This window comes from Parazoarcus communis (assembly GCF_003111665.1).
Lineage (GTDB): Bacteria > Pseudomonadota > Gammaproteobacteria > Burkholderiales > Rhodocyclaceae > Parazoarcus > Parazoarcus communis_B.
Map to the genome: position 1 here is coordinate 496,792 of NZ_CP022188.1, position 12,963 is coordinate 509,754.

A 12,963-nucleotide genomic window follows, 5' to 3' on the forward strand; every position below is an offset into this window, starting at 1 on the left:
CACGTGCGCCGCAAGCTTCTCGCGACCACCTTCGTCACCGCCCTGCTCGCAGCCTGCGCACCGCTGCAACCCTTGCCAGGAAGCGCCGCTGTGGTCCGCACCGCCAGCCCGTACTTCGAGGTCGATGGACGCCTGTCTGCCACGGACGGCGAGCGCGCAGCCAACGGCCAGATCGAGTGGCGCCACGCCCAGTCCGCGGATCGATGGACAGCTTACAGCCCACTCGGTCAGATCGTCGCGCGCCTCGACAGCAGCGCTGCCGGCGCCGAACTGATGTTTGCCGACGGCAGGCGCCAGCGCGCCGCCAGCGCGTCGGAACTGCTTCCTGCATTGATCGGCGTCGACCTTCCCCTGAACCGGCTTCCCGGCTGGATTCAGGCCAGCCCGCAACCTGGCGCTGAGGTTCGCAGCCTCGACGATTCCGGCCGGCCAAGCCTGGTCATCGATCAGGGCTGGCGCATCGACTACACCGAATACCTCAACCCCGCGGCAGACGCCCTGCCACGCCGTCTTGAAATATCGCGTGGCGACGCCCGCGTCCGACTTGTGATCGACCGATGGACTCTGCAACCCTGACCCACACTGCAAACCCGCCCGTCCCGCAGCTCAGGGGCTGCCTCGCCCCGGCCAAGCTCAACCTCTTCCTGCACGTCACGGGTCGCAGGGCCGACGGCTACCACCTGCTGCAAACCGCATTCCGCTTGCTCGACTGGGGTGACACACTCGATTTCAGCGTGCGCGAAGACGGCCGGATCCACCGCCTGTCCGACCTGCCGGGCGTGCCCGAGGAAGACGACATCGTGATCCGCGCCGCGCGCCTGCTGCAGCAGGCGACACACTGCAGCGCCGGCGCTGACATCACCGTGCACAAGGTCTTGCCGATGGGTGGCGGACTCGGCGGTGGAAGTTCGGATGCGGCAACGACACTGATGGCGCTCAACCACCTGTGGCGCACCGACCTCAGCCCTGAACAATTGCAGGCGCTCGGACTGACGCTCGGGGCCGACGTACCCTTCTTCATCTATGGCCGGGACGCGTTTGCCGAGGGCGTCGGCGAGAAATTCCAGCCCATGCACCTCGACCCCGCTTGCTACGTTGTGGTGTCGCCAGGCGTCGGAATATCAACAGCAGAAATTTTTTCATCGAAGGACTTGACGAGAGATAGCGTCCCCATCAAAATAGCGGACTTCACAGCAAGCCATGCACGGAACGACCTGCAAGCAGTAGCGTGCAGAAAGTACCCGGAAGTGGCTGAGGCAATCGACTGGCTGGCGCATTTTGCACCGGCAAGGATGACTGGCTCAGGTGCCTGTGTGTATGCGGCAGTCGATTCGGAAGCTCAGGCTCAACGTATCGTCGATCAATGTCCGACACGCTGGCAGGCCTGGAAGGCTTTTAGCCTGGCACAGCATCCCATGAGTCGCCTCGGCAGGTGATCAGGTTTCAATTGGGGAGTCGCCAAGTTGGTCAAGGCACCGGATTTTGATTCCGGCATTCGAAGGTTCGAATCCTTCTTCCCCAGCCATATAACGACGGGCAGGCCTCTGGCCTGCCCGAGTCGTTTTTGAAGACAGTTTCATTCTATCGGCATCGGAGATTCGGTCATGCCCTACGGCAGCCTGATGGTCTTCACTGGCAACGCCAACCCCAAACTCGCAGCAGATGTGGTTCGGCGGCTGGGCATTTCCCTCGGTTCGGCCACGGTAGGCCGCTTCTCCGACGGCGAAGTCAATGTGGAGTTGCTCGAAAACGTGCGTGGCAAGGATGTGTTCATCCTCCAGCCCACCTGCGCACCCACCAACGAGAACCTGATGGAAATGCTGGTCCTCGTCGACGCGCTCAAGCGCGCTTCGGCCGGCCGCATCACCGCAGCAATCCCCTATTTCGGCTACGCCCGCCAGGATCGTCGTCCGCGCTCGGCCCGGGTGGCGATCACCGCCAAAGTCGTGGCCAACATGCTGCAGGCCGTCGGTGTCCAGCGTCTGCTGACCATGGACCTGCACGCTGACCAGATCCAGGGCTTCTTCGACATCGCGGTCGACAACGTCTATGCCGCACCGGTGCTGCTGGCAGATCTCGACAAGCAGAAATACGAAGACCTGATGGTGGTCTCGCCCGACGTCGGCGGCGTGGTGCGCGCACGTGCATTCGCCAAGCGTCTCGAGTGCGATCTCGCGATCATCGACAAGCGCCGGCCCAAGGCCAACGTTTCCGAGGTCATGAACATCATCGGTGAAGTCGAAGGCCGCACCTGCGTGATCATGGACGACATCGTCGACACCGCCGGTACGCTGTGCAAGGCGGCCAGTGCGCTCAAGGCCAACGGAGCCAAGCGCGTGCTCTCCTACTGCACGCACGCCGTGCTGTCGGGTGCTGCGGTTGCGCGTATCAACGAGTCCGAACTCGACGAACTGGTTGTCACCGACACCATCCCGCTGCGCGAGGATGCCAAGGCCAGCAACCGCATCCGCCAGGTCTCGGTGGCCTCGCTGCTTGCCGACACCATGCTGCGCATCAGCAACGAGGAATCGGTTTCCTCGCTGTTCATGGAATAACCTTTTCGGCCCGCGGCTTGCTGCGGGCCTTTTCATCTCTGCCTGGTCGCGGGCAGAGACTTCATCAACTGGAGTAGTACACATGCAAATCGAATTCAAGGCTGTAAAGCGCGAACTGCAGGGATCGAGTGCGAGCCGCCGCCTGCGTCGCGAAGGCCAACTGCCCGGCATCGTCTATGGTGGCGAAGCTGCAGCCCAGCCGATCCTGATGGATCACAACGAGCTGTTCCACCTGCTCAAGAAAGAAGCCTTCCACGCTTCCGTGCTGTCCATCAACATCGATGGCGCCAAGGAAACCGTACTGCTGCGTGACACGCAGTGGCACGCCTACAAGCCGCAAGTCATGCACATCGACTTCCAGCGCGTCAAGGCCGGCGAAACCATCCACCTGAAGGTGCCGCTGCACTTCATCAACGGCGACGAGTGCCCGGCGGTCAAGACCGGCGGCTGCATCGTGGCTCACGTGCTGACCGAACTCGACGTCGAGTGCCTGCCCTCCAACCTGCCGGAATTCATCACGGTTGATCTGGCTGCCCTCGAGCCGGGCGATTCGATCCACGTTTCCCAGATCGTTCTGCCGGAAGGCGTGAGCACCGTGCATCACGGCGAAGGCGACCCGGTTGTGGCCAGCGCCCAGACGCCGCGTGGCAGCGTCTCCGCTCAGGCTGAAGGTGAAGAAGGCGAAGAAGCCGCAGAGTGATTGCGGCTGCTGCCAAACGGGCTTTCCGGGACTGAACGACGATGACGACTGCGGCAGCACGCCCTCCCCGTCTGGTTGTCGGTCTCGGCAATCCCGGCACCGAATATTCCGAAACCCGGCACAACGCCGGGTTTTGGTTTTGTGAGCGGCTCGCCGATCAGCTTGGCGCACGCTTCTCGCATGAGTCACGTTTTCACGGGCTGGTCGCCAATGCGCGCGACGCCGGCATCATGTTGCTGATGCCCCAGACCTTCATGAACCGCTCAGGTCAGGCCATCGGCGCGCTGGCACGGTTCTACCGTATCGAACCGGCAGAGATCCTGCTGGTGCATGACGAGCTCGATGTCCCGCCCGGCCAGTTGCGACTGAAGTTCGGCGGCGGACTCGGCGGTCACAACGGGCTGAAGGACACCTCTGCCCACCTCAATACCAACGACTACTGGCGACTGCGAATCGGTATCGGCCATCCGGGCGATCGCAACGAAGTGGTCAATTACGTGCTCAAGCCCGCCCGGCGCGAAGAGCAGACGCTGATCGACGAAGCCATCGATCGCGCCCTCCTCGCCTGGCCCATTCTGGCCCGTGGCGACTGGACGGCAGCGACCCAGCGCCTCAATGCGCGCCCCGCTCCGCCCAAACCACCCAAGCCACCGAAGGCCCCCAGGCCCGTCGCAGACACGCGCGGTGCGCCAGACAACTCCAAGGACGAAACCCAGTCATGAGCCTGAAATGCGGAATCGTCGGCCTGCCCAACGTCGGCAAGTCGACCCTGTTCAACGCCCTCACCAAGGCGGGTATCGAAGCGGCCAACTATCCCTTCTGCACCATCGAGCCCAACGTCGGCATCGTTGAAGTGCCGGACCCGCGCCTCGACGCCCTGTCGGAGATCGTCAAGCCGCAGAAGATCCAGCCCGCCATCGTCGAATTCGTCGACATCGCCGGTCTGGTCGCAGGCGCATCCAAGGGTGAAGGCCTGGGCAACCAGTTTCTCGCCAACATCCGCGAAACCGATGCCATCGTCCACGTTGTACGCTGCTTCGCCGACGATAACGTGATCCACGTTTCCGGCAGCGTCGACCCGATCCGCGACATCGAAGTCATCGATACGGAACTCGCGCTTGCCGACATGGCGACGGTGGACAAGGCCCTCAACCGCTACAAGCGCCCCGCCGCTGCCGGCGACAAGGAAGCCAAGGCGCTGGTTGCGGTGCTCGAGAAGTGCATCGCCCAGCTCGATCAGGCCAAGCCGGTGCGTGCGCTCGACCTCGCCAAGGAAGAGCTCGCCCTGATCAGGCAGTTCTGCCTGATCACCCAGAAGCCGGTGCTGTACGCCGCCAACGTCGCAGAAGACGGGTTCGAGAACAACCCGCAGCTCGACGCCGTCCGCGCCCATGCCGCAGCAGAAGGCGCCCAGGTGGTCGCGCTGTGCGCCTCCATCGAAGCCGAGATCGCCGACCTCGACGACGCCGACAAGAAGGACTTCCTCGAGTCCATGGGCCTCGAAGAGCCCGGCCTCGACCGCCTCATCCGTGCCGGCTACAACCTCCTCGGCCTGCAGACCTACTTCACCGCCGGGGTGAAGGAAGTGCGCGCCTGGACCATCCATGTCGGCGACACCGCGCCGCAGGCAGCCGGTGTTATCCACACCGACTTCGAACGCGGCTTCATCCGCGCCCAGACCATCTCCTTCGACGACTTCATCACCTACAAGGGCGAGTCGGCGGCCAAGGAAGCGGGCAAGATGCGCGCCGAAGGCAAGGACTACGTGGTCAAGGATGGCGACGTCCTGAACTTCCTGTTCAACGTCTGACGCAGACGCCGGGTGACCGGCGCCGTCCTGAAATCCGGGCGATCCCGCAAGGATCCGAAAAGCCGCGCACCGACGCGGCTTTTTCTTTGTGTGCCATTCCCAGCGCCTGCGATGTCGCCTCCGGCGTCGATCAAGCCTCGTCCAGTCCCAGCGCCAGCCAGCCTCCACCGGCGTAACGCAGCAGCTGTGCGTCATCGAAGCGCCACAGGTGGAGCCAGCCGTTGTCGAGGAGCTGGCGGACCACGTCGTGCTGCGCGATCACATGCTCGATCGCCCGCTGCGGCGCGTCGATGACCACGGTCAGACGCAGCGGCTCGTGCACCCAGCCCGCACCATCGTGCAAGGACTGCTTTGACAGGCCGATACGCAGATCGCCGCCGTTGCCCTCAAACACCCCGATGTGCCCACCCACCACGTTGTGCAGCAACTTGTTGCCGCTACCCAATCGACCTGGCTCGCAGGTCGAGGCATGGTATTGCCAGTTGATCCAGTGCGTCACCAGCATCGGCGCGGTCATCAGCAACTCAAGCACGCTGCCATCCGGGTCGTGCCCGGCATCGTAGTCATGCAGAAAGCTGCGTCCATCCAGCGCCAATCCGTGGCTGCGATGACGCGGCGCGATGATGAACGCCGCATTGCCCGCCAGCCCCCACTCGGGCCGGGTCTGGGCGCCATCGTTGGCACGGCGACGCAGTTGTGTCAGGAGGTGCTCGCCCCCGGCACGCGGATCCAGTCCGAGTCGTACGGCACGCTCGCGCCTGACCTGATCGCAGGCCTGGGCGAAGACGGTCCTCTGCAGTTCGTCCCAACGCGCAAGCACCGCTGCCGGCAGCAGATCGAGATCAAAGCCTTCGATTTCATCGGTCGTCGTGTTGTGCAGGGCGGCGACAAACACGGTGTGCTCGGGAATGACGACTCCGGCTGCCTTCAAGCCTGCACGTACGGCCGGCTCATTGAGCAGTTGCGCCAGCACGCGGGCATTCACTTCACCCGTCTGACCGCAGCAGGCGCCGCAATCCAGCGCGGCGGCGTGGGCATTGTTGGCACTCTGGCTGCCATGCCCGACCAGCAGCACCAGCGGCGCGAGATCGCGATCCAGCCCCATGGCATGCAGCACACGCGACGACAGCGCCACCTTGGCGTCGATGTCCAGACCAGTGAGGGCAGGACGGCACAGGGGCCGGTAACGTGCGGACAAGCCGGCCAGATCGTCGCGCTTGCGCGTGGCCGTGGAAGGCCTCAGCCAGTTCGACAGCTTGCCGAGATAAGCCACACCGGCCGCTTCCACGAATGAGAACGCCGCACTGGGCCAGCGTCCGCCTGCGCGCCATTGCGCCGACCAGGCAAAGCTGCGCTGCCGGGCCTTACGCGCCGCATGGTTCAGCTCATCCTCATCCGCGCCACGACCGGACGCAGCCACCGTGATGCGATCCGTCACCTCGAGGGCCGGTGCAAGCAAGCCCGGCAACTGCGGTCGCCGTGCCGACGTGGCAAGTGGCGTGTAGGCAAGCGGGAGGCCGAAGAAGCCCGCAAAACCAATGGTCTGGATGGCGGGACTGACCGCTTCAAGCGCCCTGCGCAAGGGCTCGCTGCGCACATCGATACAGAAGGCGGCCTGGATTTCGACGTGTTGCCCGGCACCGCCACGCCCTGTGCTGCGGGCGACTGTGCCGAGCTTCTGCGCCAGCTGACGCTGATAGCCCGCTTCGAGCGCCACCTGCCAGACCTCATCCACGACGAGCATGTCTTCCGCCTCATCGAGCAGCGCAGCAGCACGAATCCATGCCCCCTGCACGGCTGCGAAGGCCTGCCGGGTGACGACATCGTCCTTGCACTCAAGCAGGATCGCCCCCCAGGCAAGCCGGATCGCGAGCAAGTCGCGCAGATGCGAATCCGTCTGCCCTGCAAGTCTGGCCTGCCAGCCACGGTAGGCACACCACGACGCCCAGCCATTAACCGTGAGCAGGATGGCTTCGAGGTAGTCGGGCCATACCGGCTCCGGCAGTCCCAGTCGCTGCAGAACCCAACGCTCGGCATCCTCCCGCGTGGCGGGCAGTGCGCTGAACGAACGCTCGAGATCGGGCAGCCCCATCAGCACGCCGATGCCATGATCGTGGATCAGTGTCTCCCGCCAGAAGGCATACAGGCCCTGATCGCGCTCGGGCTGCCAGTCCGCCTGATGCTCGTCGAAATAGGCGGCACAGGTCTGACTGACCTGGTGCGTGATCGCCTGCCGCCACGACAGCCGGGCATGGCGCTCCGGATCGTCGTCCAGCACATCAATCAACAGGGGCAAGGCAGGCAAGCCAGGCGCAGTGTGCAAGGCATCGACACATTGCCGCTCGGTGAGCGCGGCGGCCTGAGCAGCAGGCAGTGAGGACAACGCATGGGCAAGGTCCGGGCGGGTGATGCGCCCCTCCTCCCAGGCTTGCTGCAGATAGCTGCGCGACGGGAACACCTGGATGCCACCCAGCACCGCCATGCGCGCCGCGACCTGCCGAACGGGCCTGCCGATCCGCGACCAGTGCGGATTGACGGCAATTGCGCGATCGAGCGGCCAGGCCGGCGCGATGGTCTGGCAGGCCTGCTCGCACGCAGCTTCGATACGCGTGTGCAGCGCTGCGTCATCCTCAAGCCGGGATGAGGCGCGATCAAGGGTCACTGTGTCCATGAAATTCTCCTGAAATCTGATTACCTGGGGGCTGCGACGGCCACTGCGCCAGCCATCGCGTGGCCATCAGGCGCGGCGGTTCCGGCGGTCCAGCGCGTTGGCCACAGGCGCAAGGCCAGGCGGGTGTAGAGCTCGTCCACATAGAAGCCGGCGTAGCTCCAGCGCCGCCACACGGCCAGCCCTTGCGGATGAAGCTGCAGGGTGACGAGGCAGAGATACATCAGCGCCATGCCTGCCAGGGCGACAAGTCCGGCAGCATGGAGAGGCGCGTCCGTCAGGCCGAACGGCAGGGCATGTGCCACAAGCGCTGCCATCGTGAGCCCCGACACCATGCTCAAGCCCGCGACAAGCGACCACCACGCCCGACCGGCCTCGCCGTCATGCCGGGCGGGCGACCACAGCAGCGGCGACCATGCCAGCGCCAGCACACCACTCCACCACCATGGCCAGCCCGCAGCGGGGACGAGCGCCTGAATCAGGCCGACAAGCGCAGCCGCCAGCAGCGGTGCCGCCACCAGACTCCGCACCGAAGACGCAGCACTGCCGCGCATCATCTGCAACTTGTTGGTGTGCACCACCGTGGATGCCGACAGAAAGGCATGCGCCTTGTACAGCGAGTGACCGACAAGATGCAGCGCGGCAAGCGTGTAGAGGCCGAGACCACATTCGAGCACCATGAAGCCCATCTGCGCCACGGTAGACCACGCCAGCCGGACCTTGATGCTGATGCGGGTCAGCATCACCAGGCCTGCAAGCAGTGCAGTGCCAAGCCCGAACGCGACCAGCAGCCAGCGTGCAGCAGGTACCGCCTCGAGCAAGGGCGCGAAGCGGATGAGCACGAAGCCGCCGAGGTTGACCACGCCGGCATGCAGCAGCGCGGAAACCGGCGTCGGCGCTTCCATGACCTGGATCAGCCAGCCATGCACAGGCAGCAGCGCAGTGCGCAGGATCACCGCCAGCACCAGACCCACTGCGCTCAACTGCAGCGGGAGCGACACGCCGTCCTGCGCCAGGTGTTGCCGGAGATCGGACAGCGATCCGCTGCCCACTGCCCACCATGCAAGCGCCGCAGCGCAGATCAGCAGCGCGTCGGCCAGGCGGTCGGCAATCCGCTTCTTGTGCGCAGCCAGCAAGGCGAACGGGCGATCCGGGTAGAAGCAGAGCAGGTGCTGCAACGCCACGCCCACCAGCGCCCAGGCTGCGATCAACACCAGCCAGTGGTCCGCAAGCAGCAGCAGATGGACTGCGGCCAGCACCCCTGCAAGTGCGGTGACATAGCGCGCCTGCCCCGCCTCGCCCTGCAGGTAACGTGACGAGAATACTGCGATGACCGTACCCAGAAACTGCACCAGCACCGCCAGAACGGCACCCAGCGAACCGACCACCAGCCAGGGCAGCCATTGCATTGAACTCGCACCCGGGGACGGTGGCACCAAGACCTGGTGCAGGCCCAGGCTCGCCAGCGCGCACAGCAGCGCAGCACCGGAGAGATGGCTGAAACGTTTCCACAGCAAGGCCTCGCGTGCGCTGCCGGCGCGGGGCAGCATCGCGGCGATCAACATCAGGGCCGCAGGCGCCAAAGCGCTGGCCGGGAGCAAGAAGCTCGATAGATCCATGACGGGCAACCTCAAATTGAACCGGCGCCATGGTGCTATCATCAATCAATTCCGTAAAACACATTAATCAGAACTAATTGATATCGAAAAGTGAATGGTTAATCTGGAGCAGCTGAACTTTCACCACCTGTTCTACTTCTGGCGCGTCGCCCGCATGGGCCACCTGACACGTGCCGCGCAGGAGTTGCACACCTCGCAGTCGGCACTTTCGGCGCAGATCAGGCAGCTGGAGGACCGTCTGGGTGAGGCCCTGTTCGAACGCGAGGGGCGCCGCCTGGTGCTGACGGATACGGGGCAGCTGGTGCTCTACTATGCGGAGTCGATATTCGGGCTGAGCCAGGAAATGCTCGGGCGCCTGCAAGGCCGCAGCGAGGGCGTGATCCGGCTGCGCGTGGGCAGCGTCGCCACCATGTCGCGCAACTATCAGGAGAACTGGATTCGGCCGCTGCTGGCTGATTCCTCGGTGGTGCTGACCCTCGAGTCGGGTTTGCTGGAGGGCCTGCTCGAGCGCCTGGTGCAGCATCAGCTCGACGTGGTGCTGGCCAACGAAACCGTGCCCACAGATGCGGACCGCCCCTTGCACTGCCGTTTCCTGGGCAGTCAGGCGATCTCGCTGGTCGGGCCCGCAAGCATCTGGAAGGGCCGCAGCCTGCGCGTTCCGGATGACCTCGATGGTGTGGACCTTGCGTTGCCCGGACCACGACACGCCCTGCGCGCGCAGTTCGACGCCATGTGCATGTCTGCCGGGGTGCAGCCTCGGCTGCGGGCCGAAGTCGACGACATGGCCATGCTCCGCCTGATCGCACGGGACAGCAACTGGCTGACCGTGCTGCCCGAGGTGGTGGTGCAGGACGAAATACACGCGGGCAGCCTGGTGAGCGTGGGCCAGTCCACGCAGTTGCAGGAGCGCTTTTATGCCATCACGACACCGCACCGCCATCGTATCGAGCGCCTCGAACGCCTCCTGCAAGGCTCCACCGAAGTGCCGGATCCCTCTGGCGCTGCATGAAACGTGCGCAGCGGGCCTGCCGGCTGCGCGACAGCCGGACCGACCATCACCCGAGCTTCGGCGCCGCGCCCGACGTGCGCGAAACAGCCGTATCCAGCGCCCACAGGTGTGCTGCCACCAGCGCGCGCCAGGGCGAGAATTCGGCCAGGAAGCGTTCCGTTTCGGCGGGCGAGACAGGGACCGGACTTTCCAGCAGGTGCTGCAGACCACGACGCACGGCAACATCGCCATGCAGCGAACCATCAAGCCAGCCGAAACCGCGCAACAGCGCGTAGTTGATGGTCCACGGCCCGATGCCGCGGATGCGCAGCAGGCAGGCCTGAATGTCGTCGATTGGCGGCGTCTCCACCCACGCATCGAGTGACAGATCGCCGCTGACAAGCAGCCCGCTCAGCGTGAGCAGGGTCAGCGCCTTGGCCCTGGAAAAACCCGCCGCGCGCAATCCAGGCTCGCCCAGCGCCTGCACGCCTGCCGCATCGGGATAACAATACAGACCACTCGTGTGGCGAAGCCCGACCGCCTCAATCAGCCGCCGGCGAATCGTCAGCGCAGCGGCGACGCTGATCTGCTGCCCGGTGACGGCCCAGCTCAGCGCCTCGAAAGGTGTCGCCGCCAACGGTACGCGCAAGCCCGGATGGGCCGCGATAAGCCTGCCGACCTGCGGATGTGCGCACCACGTTTGCTCGAAGTCCTCGACCGCCTGCGTCAGCCCGAGCATGCGCCTCACCATGCCCGTCAGCAACAAACCGTCTGACGACGCAAGTGGTCCATCGACATCCAGCCGCGCCACGGCCCTTCCGCCCTCGAAGACAATCTCCAGGCAAGCCGCCCGCCCCGACCATGCCAGCCCCTTGCGCAAACAGTTCCCCTGCACCTGCTCCGCCACCTGCAGCGAATCGCGCAAGTGAAACGCAAGCACATCGCCAGAACGAAACCCAACCGGCAGACCAAGCTCGCAGTTCAGCACACCATTCTCCAGACCGCCCCCTTCAAGCTCTCCGCACCTCCGCGCGAACCCGCCTTTCCTCCGTTCGTCATGCCCCATCCGCCTCACTCGCCCGCCGCCTCGCGCGCAAGCAGTGTCCGCTTCCGCTCCACCCCCCAGCGGTAGCCCGACAGGCTGCCATCGGTACGCACGATGCGGTGGCACGGAATCGCCACCGCGAGCACGTTGGCGGCACACGCCCCCGCCACCGCGCGCGCACCACGGGGCGTACCGACGCGCTCGGCAAGCTCGGCATAGCTCAGCGTCGTGCCTGCGGGAATCTCCCGCAGTGTCTGCCACACCCGCTGCTGAAATGCCGTGCCGCGAACATCCAGCGGCAGGTCCAGACCAAGACGCGGCGCCTCCACGAAAGCGATCACCCTGGCGACCAGGCGATCGAAGCCCGGGTCGTCGCCGATCAGTTCAGCCTGCGGAAACAGGTCCTGCAGGTCGCGCGCCAGCACTGCCGCGTCATCGCCCATCAGGATGGCGCACACGCCGCGTCGGCTGGCGGCAACGAGGATGGCGCCAAGCGCACACTCACCGATTGCGAAACGGATCTCGGTATCGACTCCGCCTGCACGAAATGCCGTGGGGGTCATGCCGATCAATGCATCGGCATTCTCGTAGAAGCGGCTGCTGGCATTGAAACCGGCGTCGAACAAGGCTTCGGCCACGTTCGAACATGCGCGCAGCCTTGCCTGCACCCGCTGCGCGCGACGGCCTGCAGCATAGCCGGCCGGCGTCAGCCCTGTCACCGACTTGAACACCCGCAGCAAATGGGACGCGCTCAGACCTGCGTGATCTGCGAGCTCAGCCAGCTTTGGCGGGCTGTCGGCGGCGTCGATCATGCGACACAGGTCGGCAACCATTTCTGCATGCTGCCTGAACAGTGGCGGCTGATCCGGACGGCAACGCTTGCATGGCCTGAACCCGGCAGCGATGGCGGCGGCCGCGTTCTCATGAAAATCGACGTTCTCCGGCCGTGCCGTGCGTGCGCCACACGACGGTCTGCAGAAGATGCCGGTCGTGCTCACCGAATACACGAAGCGGCCATCGGCACCGGAATCGCGCGACAGCACTGCAGCCCAGCGCGGATCGGCGAGCGTGCGACCGGCACGCAGTTCGCGGGCCTGGGACATCATGGTATGCACTCCTGAATGAATCTCTTCGACAGACTCATCCTAGCAAGCCCGACCCAAGCCGGCACTCCGCTGCGTGCTTTTGAATTCGCTTGCTACCCGCACCCCTCGATCAGAAACCGATGCTGAGCAAGGCCCACAGCGTGATCAGCGTCCCCAGCAGCGCGCCTCCATAACAGATCAGCCTCGCACCCGTGCCGCCGTGAATGCCAACATCGTGCAGGCTGTGAAATATCCGGTGGCCGGCGTGCCACAGAAAGAGCGGAACGATGGCGAGCACGAAGGCCTTGCCGATCCAGCTCTGGGCAAAGGCCATCATGTTGGCGTAGCTCATCGCATCCGGCGCCAGCAGGACGCCAAGCGGCACCGCGATGCCGGTGATGAACACCAGCGCCGGCCCCAGGATGGCGGCCAGCATGCCACCGGCGCCGAACAGCCCCCAGAAGATCGGGGCATTGGAGCGCTTCAACGGCCG

The 12,963-nt window shown here is 65.0% G+C and carries 12 protein-coding genes and 1 tRNA gene; 8 read left to right on the plus strand and 5 right to left on the minus strand.

Features of this window, described 5'->3' with window-relative positions:
• The first annotated feature begins 3 nt into the window (after window positions 1–3).
• The 7 genes from lolB to ychF all read left to right on the plus strand — a co-directional run bounded on the left by lolB (window position 4) and on the right by ychF (window position 5,065).
• Window positions 4–576, plus strand: coding sequence for a lipoprotein insertase outer membrane protein LolB (gene lolB, locus CEW87_RS02300; protein ID WP_199917102.1), 573 nt, complete (start codon window positions 4–6; stop codon window positions 574–576).
• On the plus strand, window positions 558–1,436 hold the full coding sequence (gene ispE / locus CEW87_RS02305; protein ID WP_108971282.1) for a 4-(cytidine 5'-diphospho)-2-C-methyl-D-erythritol kinase: 879 nt from the start codon (window positions 558–560) through the stop codon (window positions 1,434–1,436). Before lolB ends, ispE begins: the two co-directional genes overlap by 19 nt.
• A gap of 12 nt (window positions 1,437–1,448) precedes the next feature.
• A tRNA-Gln gene (locus CEW87_RS02310) sits at window positions 1,449–1,525 on the plus strand.
• Window positions 1,526–1,604: 79 nt separating this feature from the next.
• Window positions 1,605–2,555: a ribose-phosphate pyrophosphokinase gene (locus CEW87_RS02315; RefSeq protein WP_108949410.1), complete on the plus strand. Its 951-nt coding sequence runs from the start codon at window positions 1,605–1,607 to the stop codon at window positions 2,553–2,555.
• Between the two features lie 82 nt (window positions 2,556–2,637).
• Complete coding sequence (locus CEW87_RS02320; RefSeq protein WP_108971283.1) at window positions 2,638–3,255, plus strand: 50S ribosomal protein L25/general stress protein Ctc; 618 nt, start codon at window positions 2,638–2,640, stop codon at window positions 3,253–3,255.
• A 41-nt stretch (window positions 3,256–3,296) separates the two neighbouring features.
• Window positions 3,297–3,977, plus strand: a complete 681-nt coding sequence (gene pth / locus CEW87_RS02325; RefSeq protein WP_108971284.1) for an aminoacyl-tRNA hydrolase — start codon at window positions 3,297–3,299, stop codon at window positions 3,975–3,977.
• Entirely contained in the window at window positions 3,974–5,065 is a 1,092-nt protein-coding gene (gene ychF, locus CEW87_RS02330; RefSeq protein WP_108971285.1) for a redox-regulated ATPase YchF, read from the plus strand. Before pth ends, ychF begins: the two co-directional genes overlap by 4 nt.
• A gap of 130 nt (window positions 5,066–5,195) precedes the next feature.
• On the opposite strand, the gene CEW87_RS02335 is transcribed toward ychF, so the two are convergent.
• On the minus strand, window positions 5,196–7,736 hold the full coding sequence (locus CEW87_RS02335; RefSeq protein ID WP_108971286.1) for a YbcC family protein: 2,541 nt from the start codon (window positions 7,734–7,736) through the stop codon (window positions 5,196–5,198).
• A 20-nt stretch (window positions 7,737–7,756) separates the two neighbouring features.
• Entirely contained in the window at window positions 7,757–9,352 is a 1,596-nt protein-coding gene (locus CEW87_RS02340; RefSeq protein ID WP_108971287.1) for an NADH-quinone oxidoreductase subunit L, read from the minus strand.
• 94 nt (window positions 9,353–9,446) lie between these two features.
• On the opposite strand from CEW87_RS02340, the gene CEW87_RS02345 reads away from it, so the two are divergent.
• On the plus strand, window positions 9,447–10,361 hold the full coding sequence (locus CEW87_RS02345) for a LysR family transcriptional regulator (protein WP_108971288.1): 915 nt from the start codon (window positions 9,447–9,449) through the stop codon (window positions 10,359–10,361).
• 46 nt (window positions 10,362–10,407) lie between these two features.
• On the opposite strand, the gene CEW87_RS02350 is transcribed toward CEW87_RS02345, so the two are convergent.
• The 3 genes from CEW87_RS02350 to frdD form a co-directional block, all read right to left on the minus strand.
• Window positions 10,408–11,328 (minus strand): DNA-3-methyladenine glycosylase family protein, encoded by a 921-nt coding sequence (locus CEW87_RS02350; protein WP_234421640.1) that lies wholly within the window; start codon window positions 11,326–11,328, stop codon window positions 10,408–10,410.
• Window positions 11,329–11,411: 83 nt separating this feature from the next.
• Entirely contained in the window at window positions 11,412–12,491 is a 1,080-nt protein-coding gene (ada, locus tag CEW87_RS02355) for a bifunctional DNA-binding transcriptional regulator/O6-methylguanine-DNA methyltransferase Ada (protein ID WP_234421641.1), read from the minus strand.
• 109 nt (window positions 12,492–12,600) lie between these two features.
• Window positions 12,601–12,957 (minus strand): fumarate reductase subunit FrdD, encoded by a 357-nt coding sequence (frdD, locus tag CEW87_RS02360; protein ID WP_108971290.1) that lies wholly within the window; start codon window positions 12,955–12,957, stop codon window positions 12,601–12,603.
• Window positions 12,958–12,963: the final 6 nt, after the last annotated feature.

What these genes read in the sequence shown, in the direction of transcription:
- CEW87_RS02315 (WP_108949410.1), top strand. Translation starts at nt 1,605, where the DNA reads ATGCCCTACGGCAGCCTGATGGTCTTCACTGGCAACGCCAACCCCAAA.
- CEW87_RS02345 (WP_108971288.1), top strand. Translation starts at nt 9,447, where the DNA reads ATGGTTAATCTGGAGCAGCTGAACTTTCACCACCTGTTCTACTTCTGG.
- ychF (WP_108971285.1), top strand. Translation starts at nt 3,974, where the DNA reads ATGAGCCTGAAATGCGGAATCGTCGGCCTGCCCAACGTCGGCAAGTCG.
- CEW87_RS02335 (WP_108971286.1), bottom strand. Translation starts at nt 7,736, where the DNA reads ATGGACACAGTGACCCTTGATCGCGCCTCATCCCGGCTTGAGGATGAC.
- CEW87_RS02340 (WP_108971287.1), bottom strand. Translation starts at nt 9,352, where the DNA reads ATGGATCTATCGAGCTTCTTGCTCCCGGCCAGCGCTTTGGCGCCTGCG.
- ada (WP_234421641.1), bottom strand. Translation starts at nt 12,491, where the DNA reads ATGATGTCCCAGGCCCGCGAACTGCGTGCCGGTCGCACGCTCGCCGAT.
- ispE (WP_108971282.1), top strand. Translation starts at nt 558, where the DNA reads ATGGACTCTGCAACCCTGACCCACACTGCAAACCCGCCCGTCCCGCAG.
- pth (WP_108971284.1), top strand. Translation starts at nt 3,297, where the DNA reads ATGACGACTGCGGCAGCACGCCCTCCCCGTCTGGTTGTCGGTCTCGGC.
- CEW87_RS02320 (WP_108971283.1), top strand. Translation starts at nt 2,638, where the DNA reads ATGCAAATCGAATTCAAGGCTGTAAAGCGCGAACTGCAGGGATCGAGT.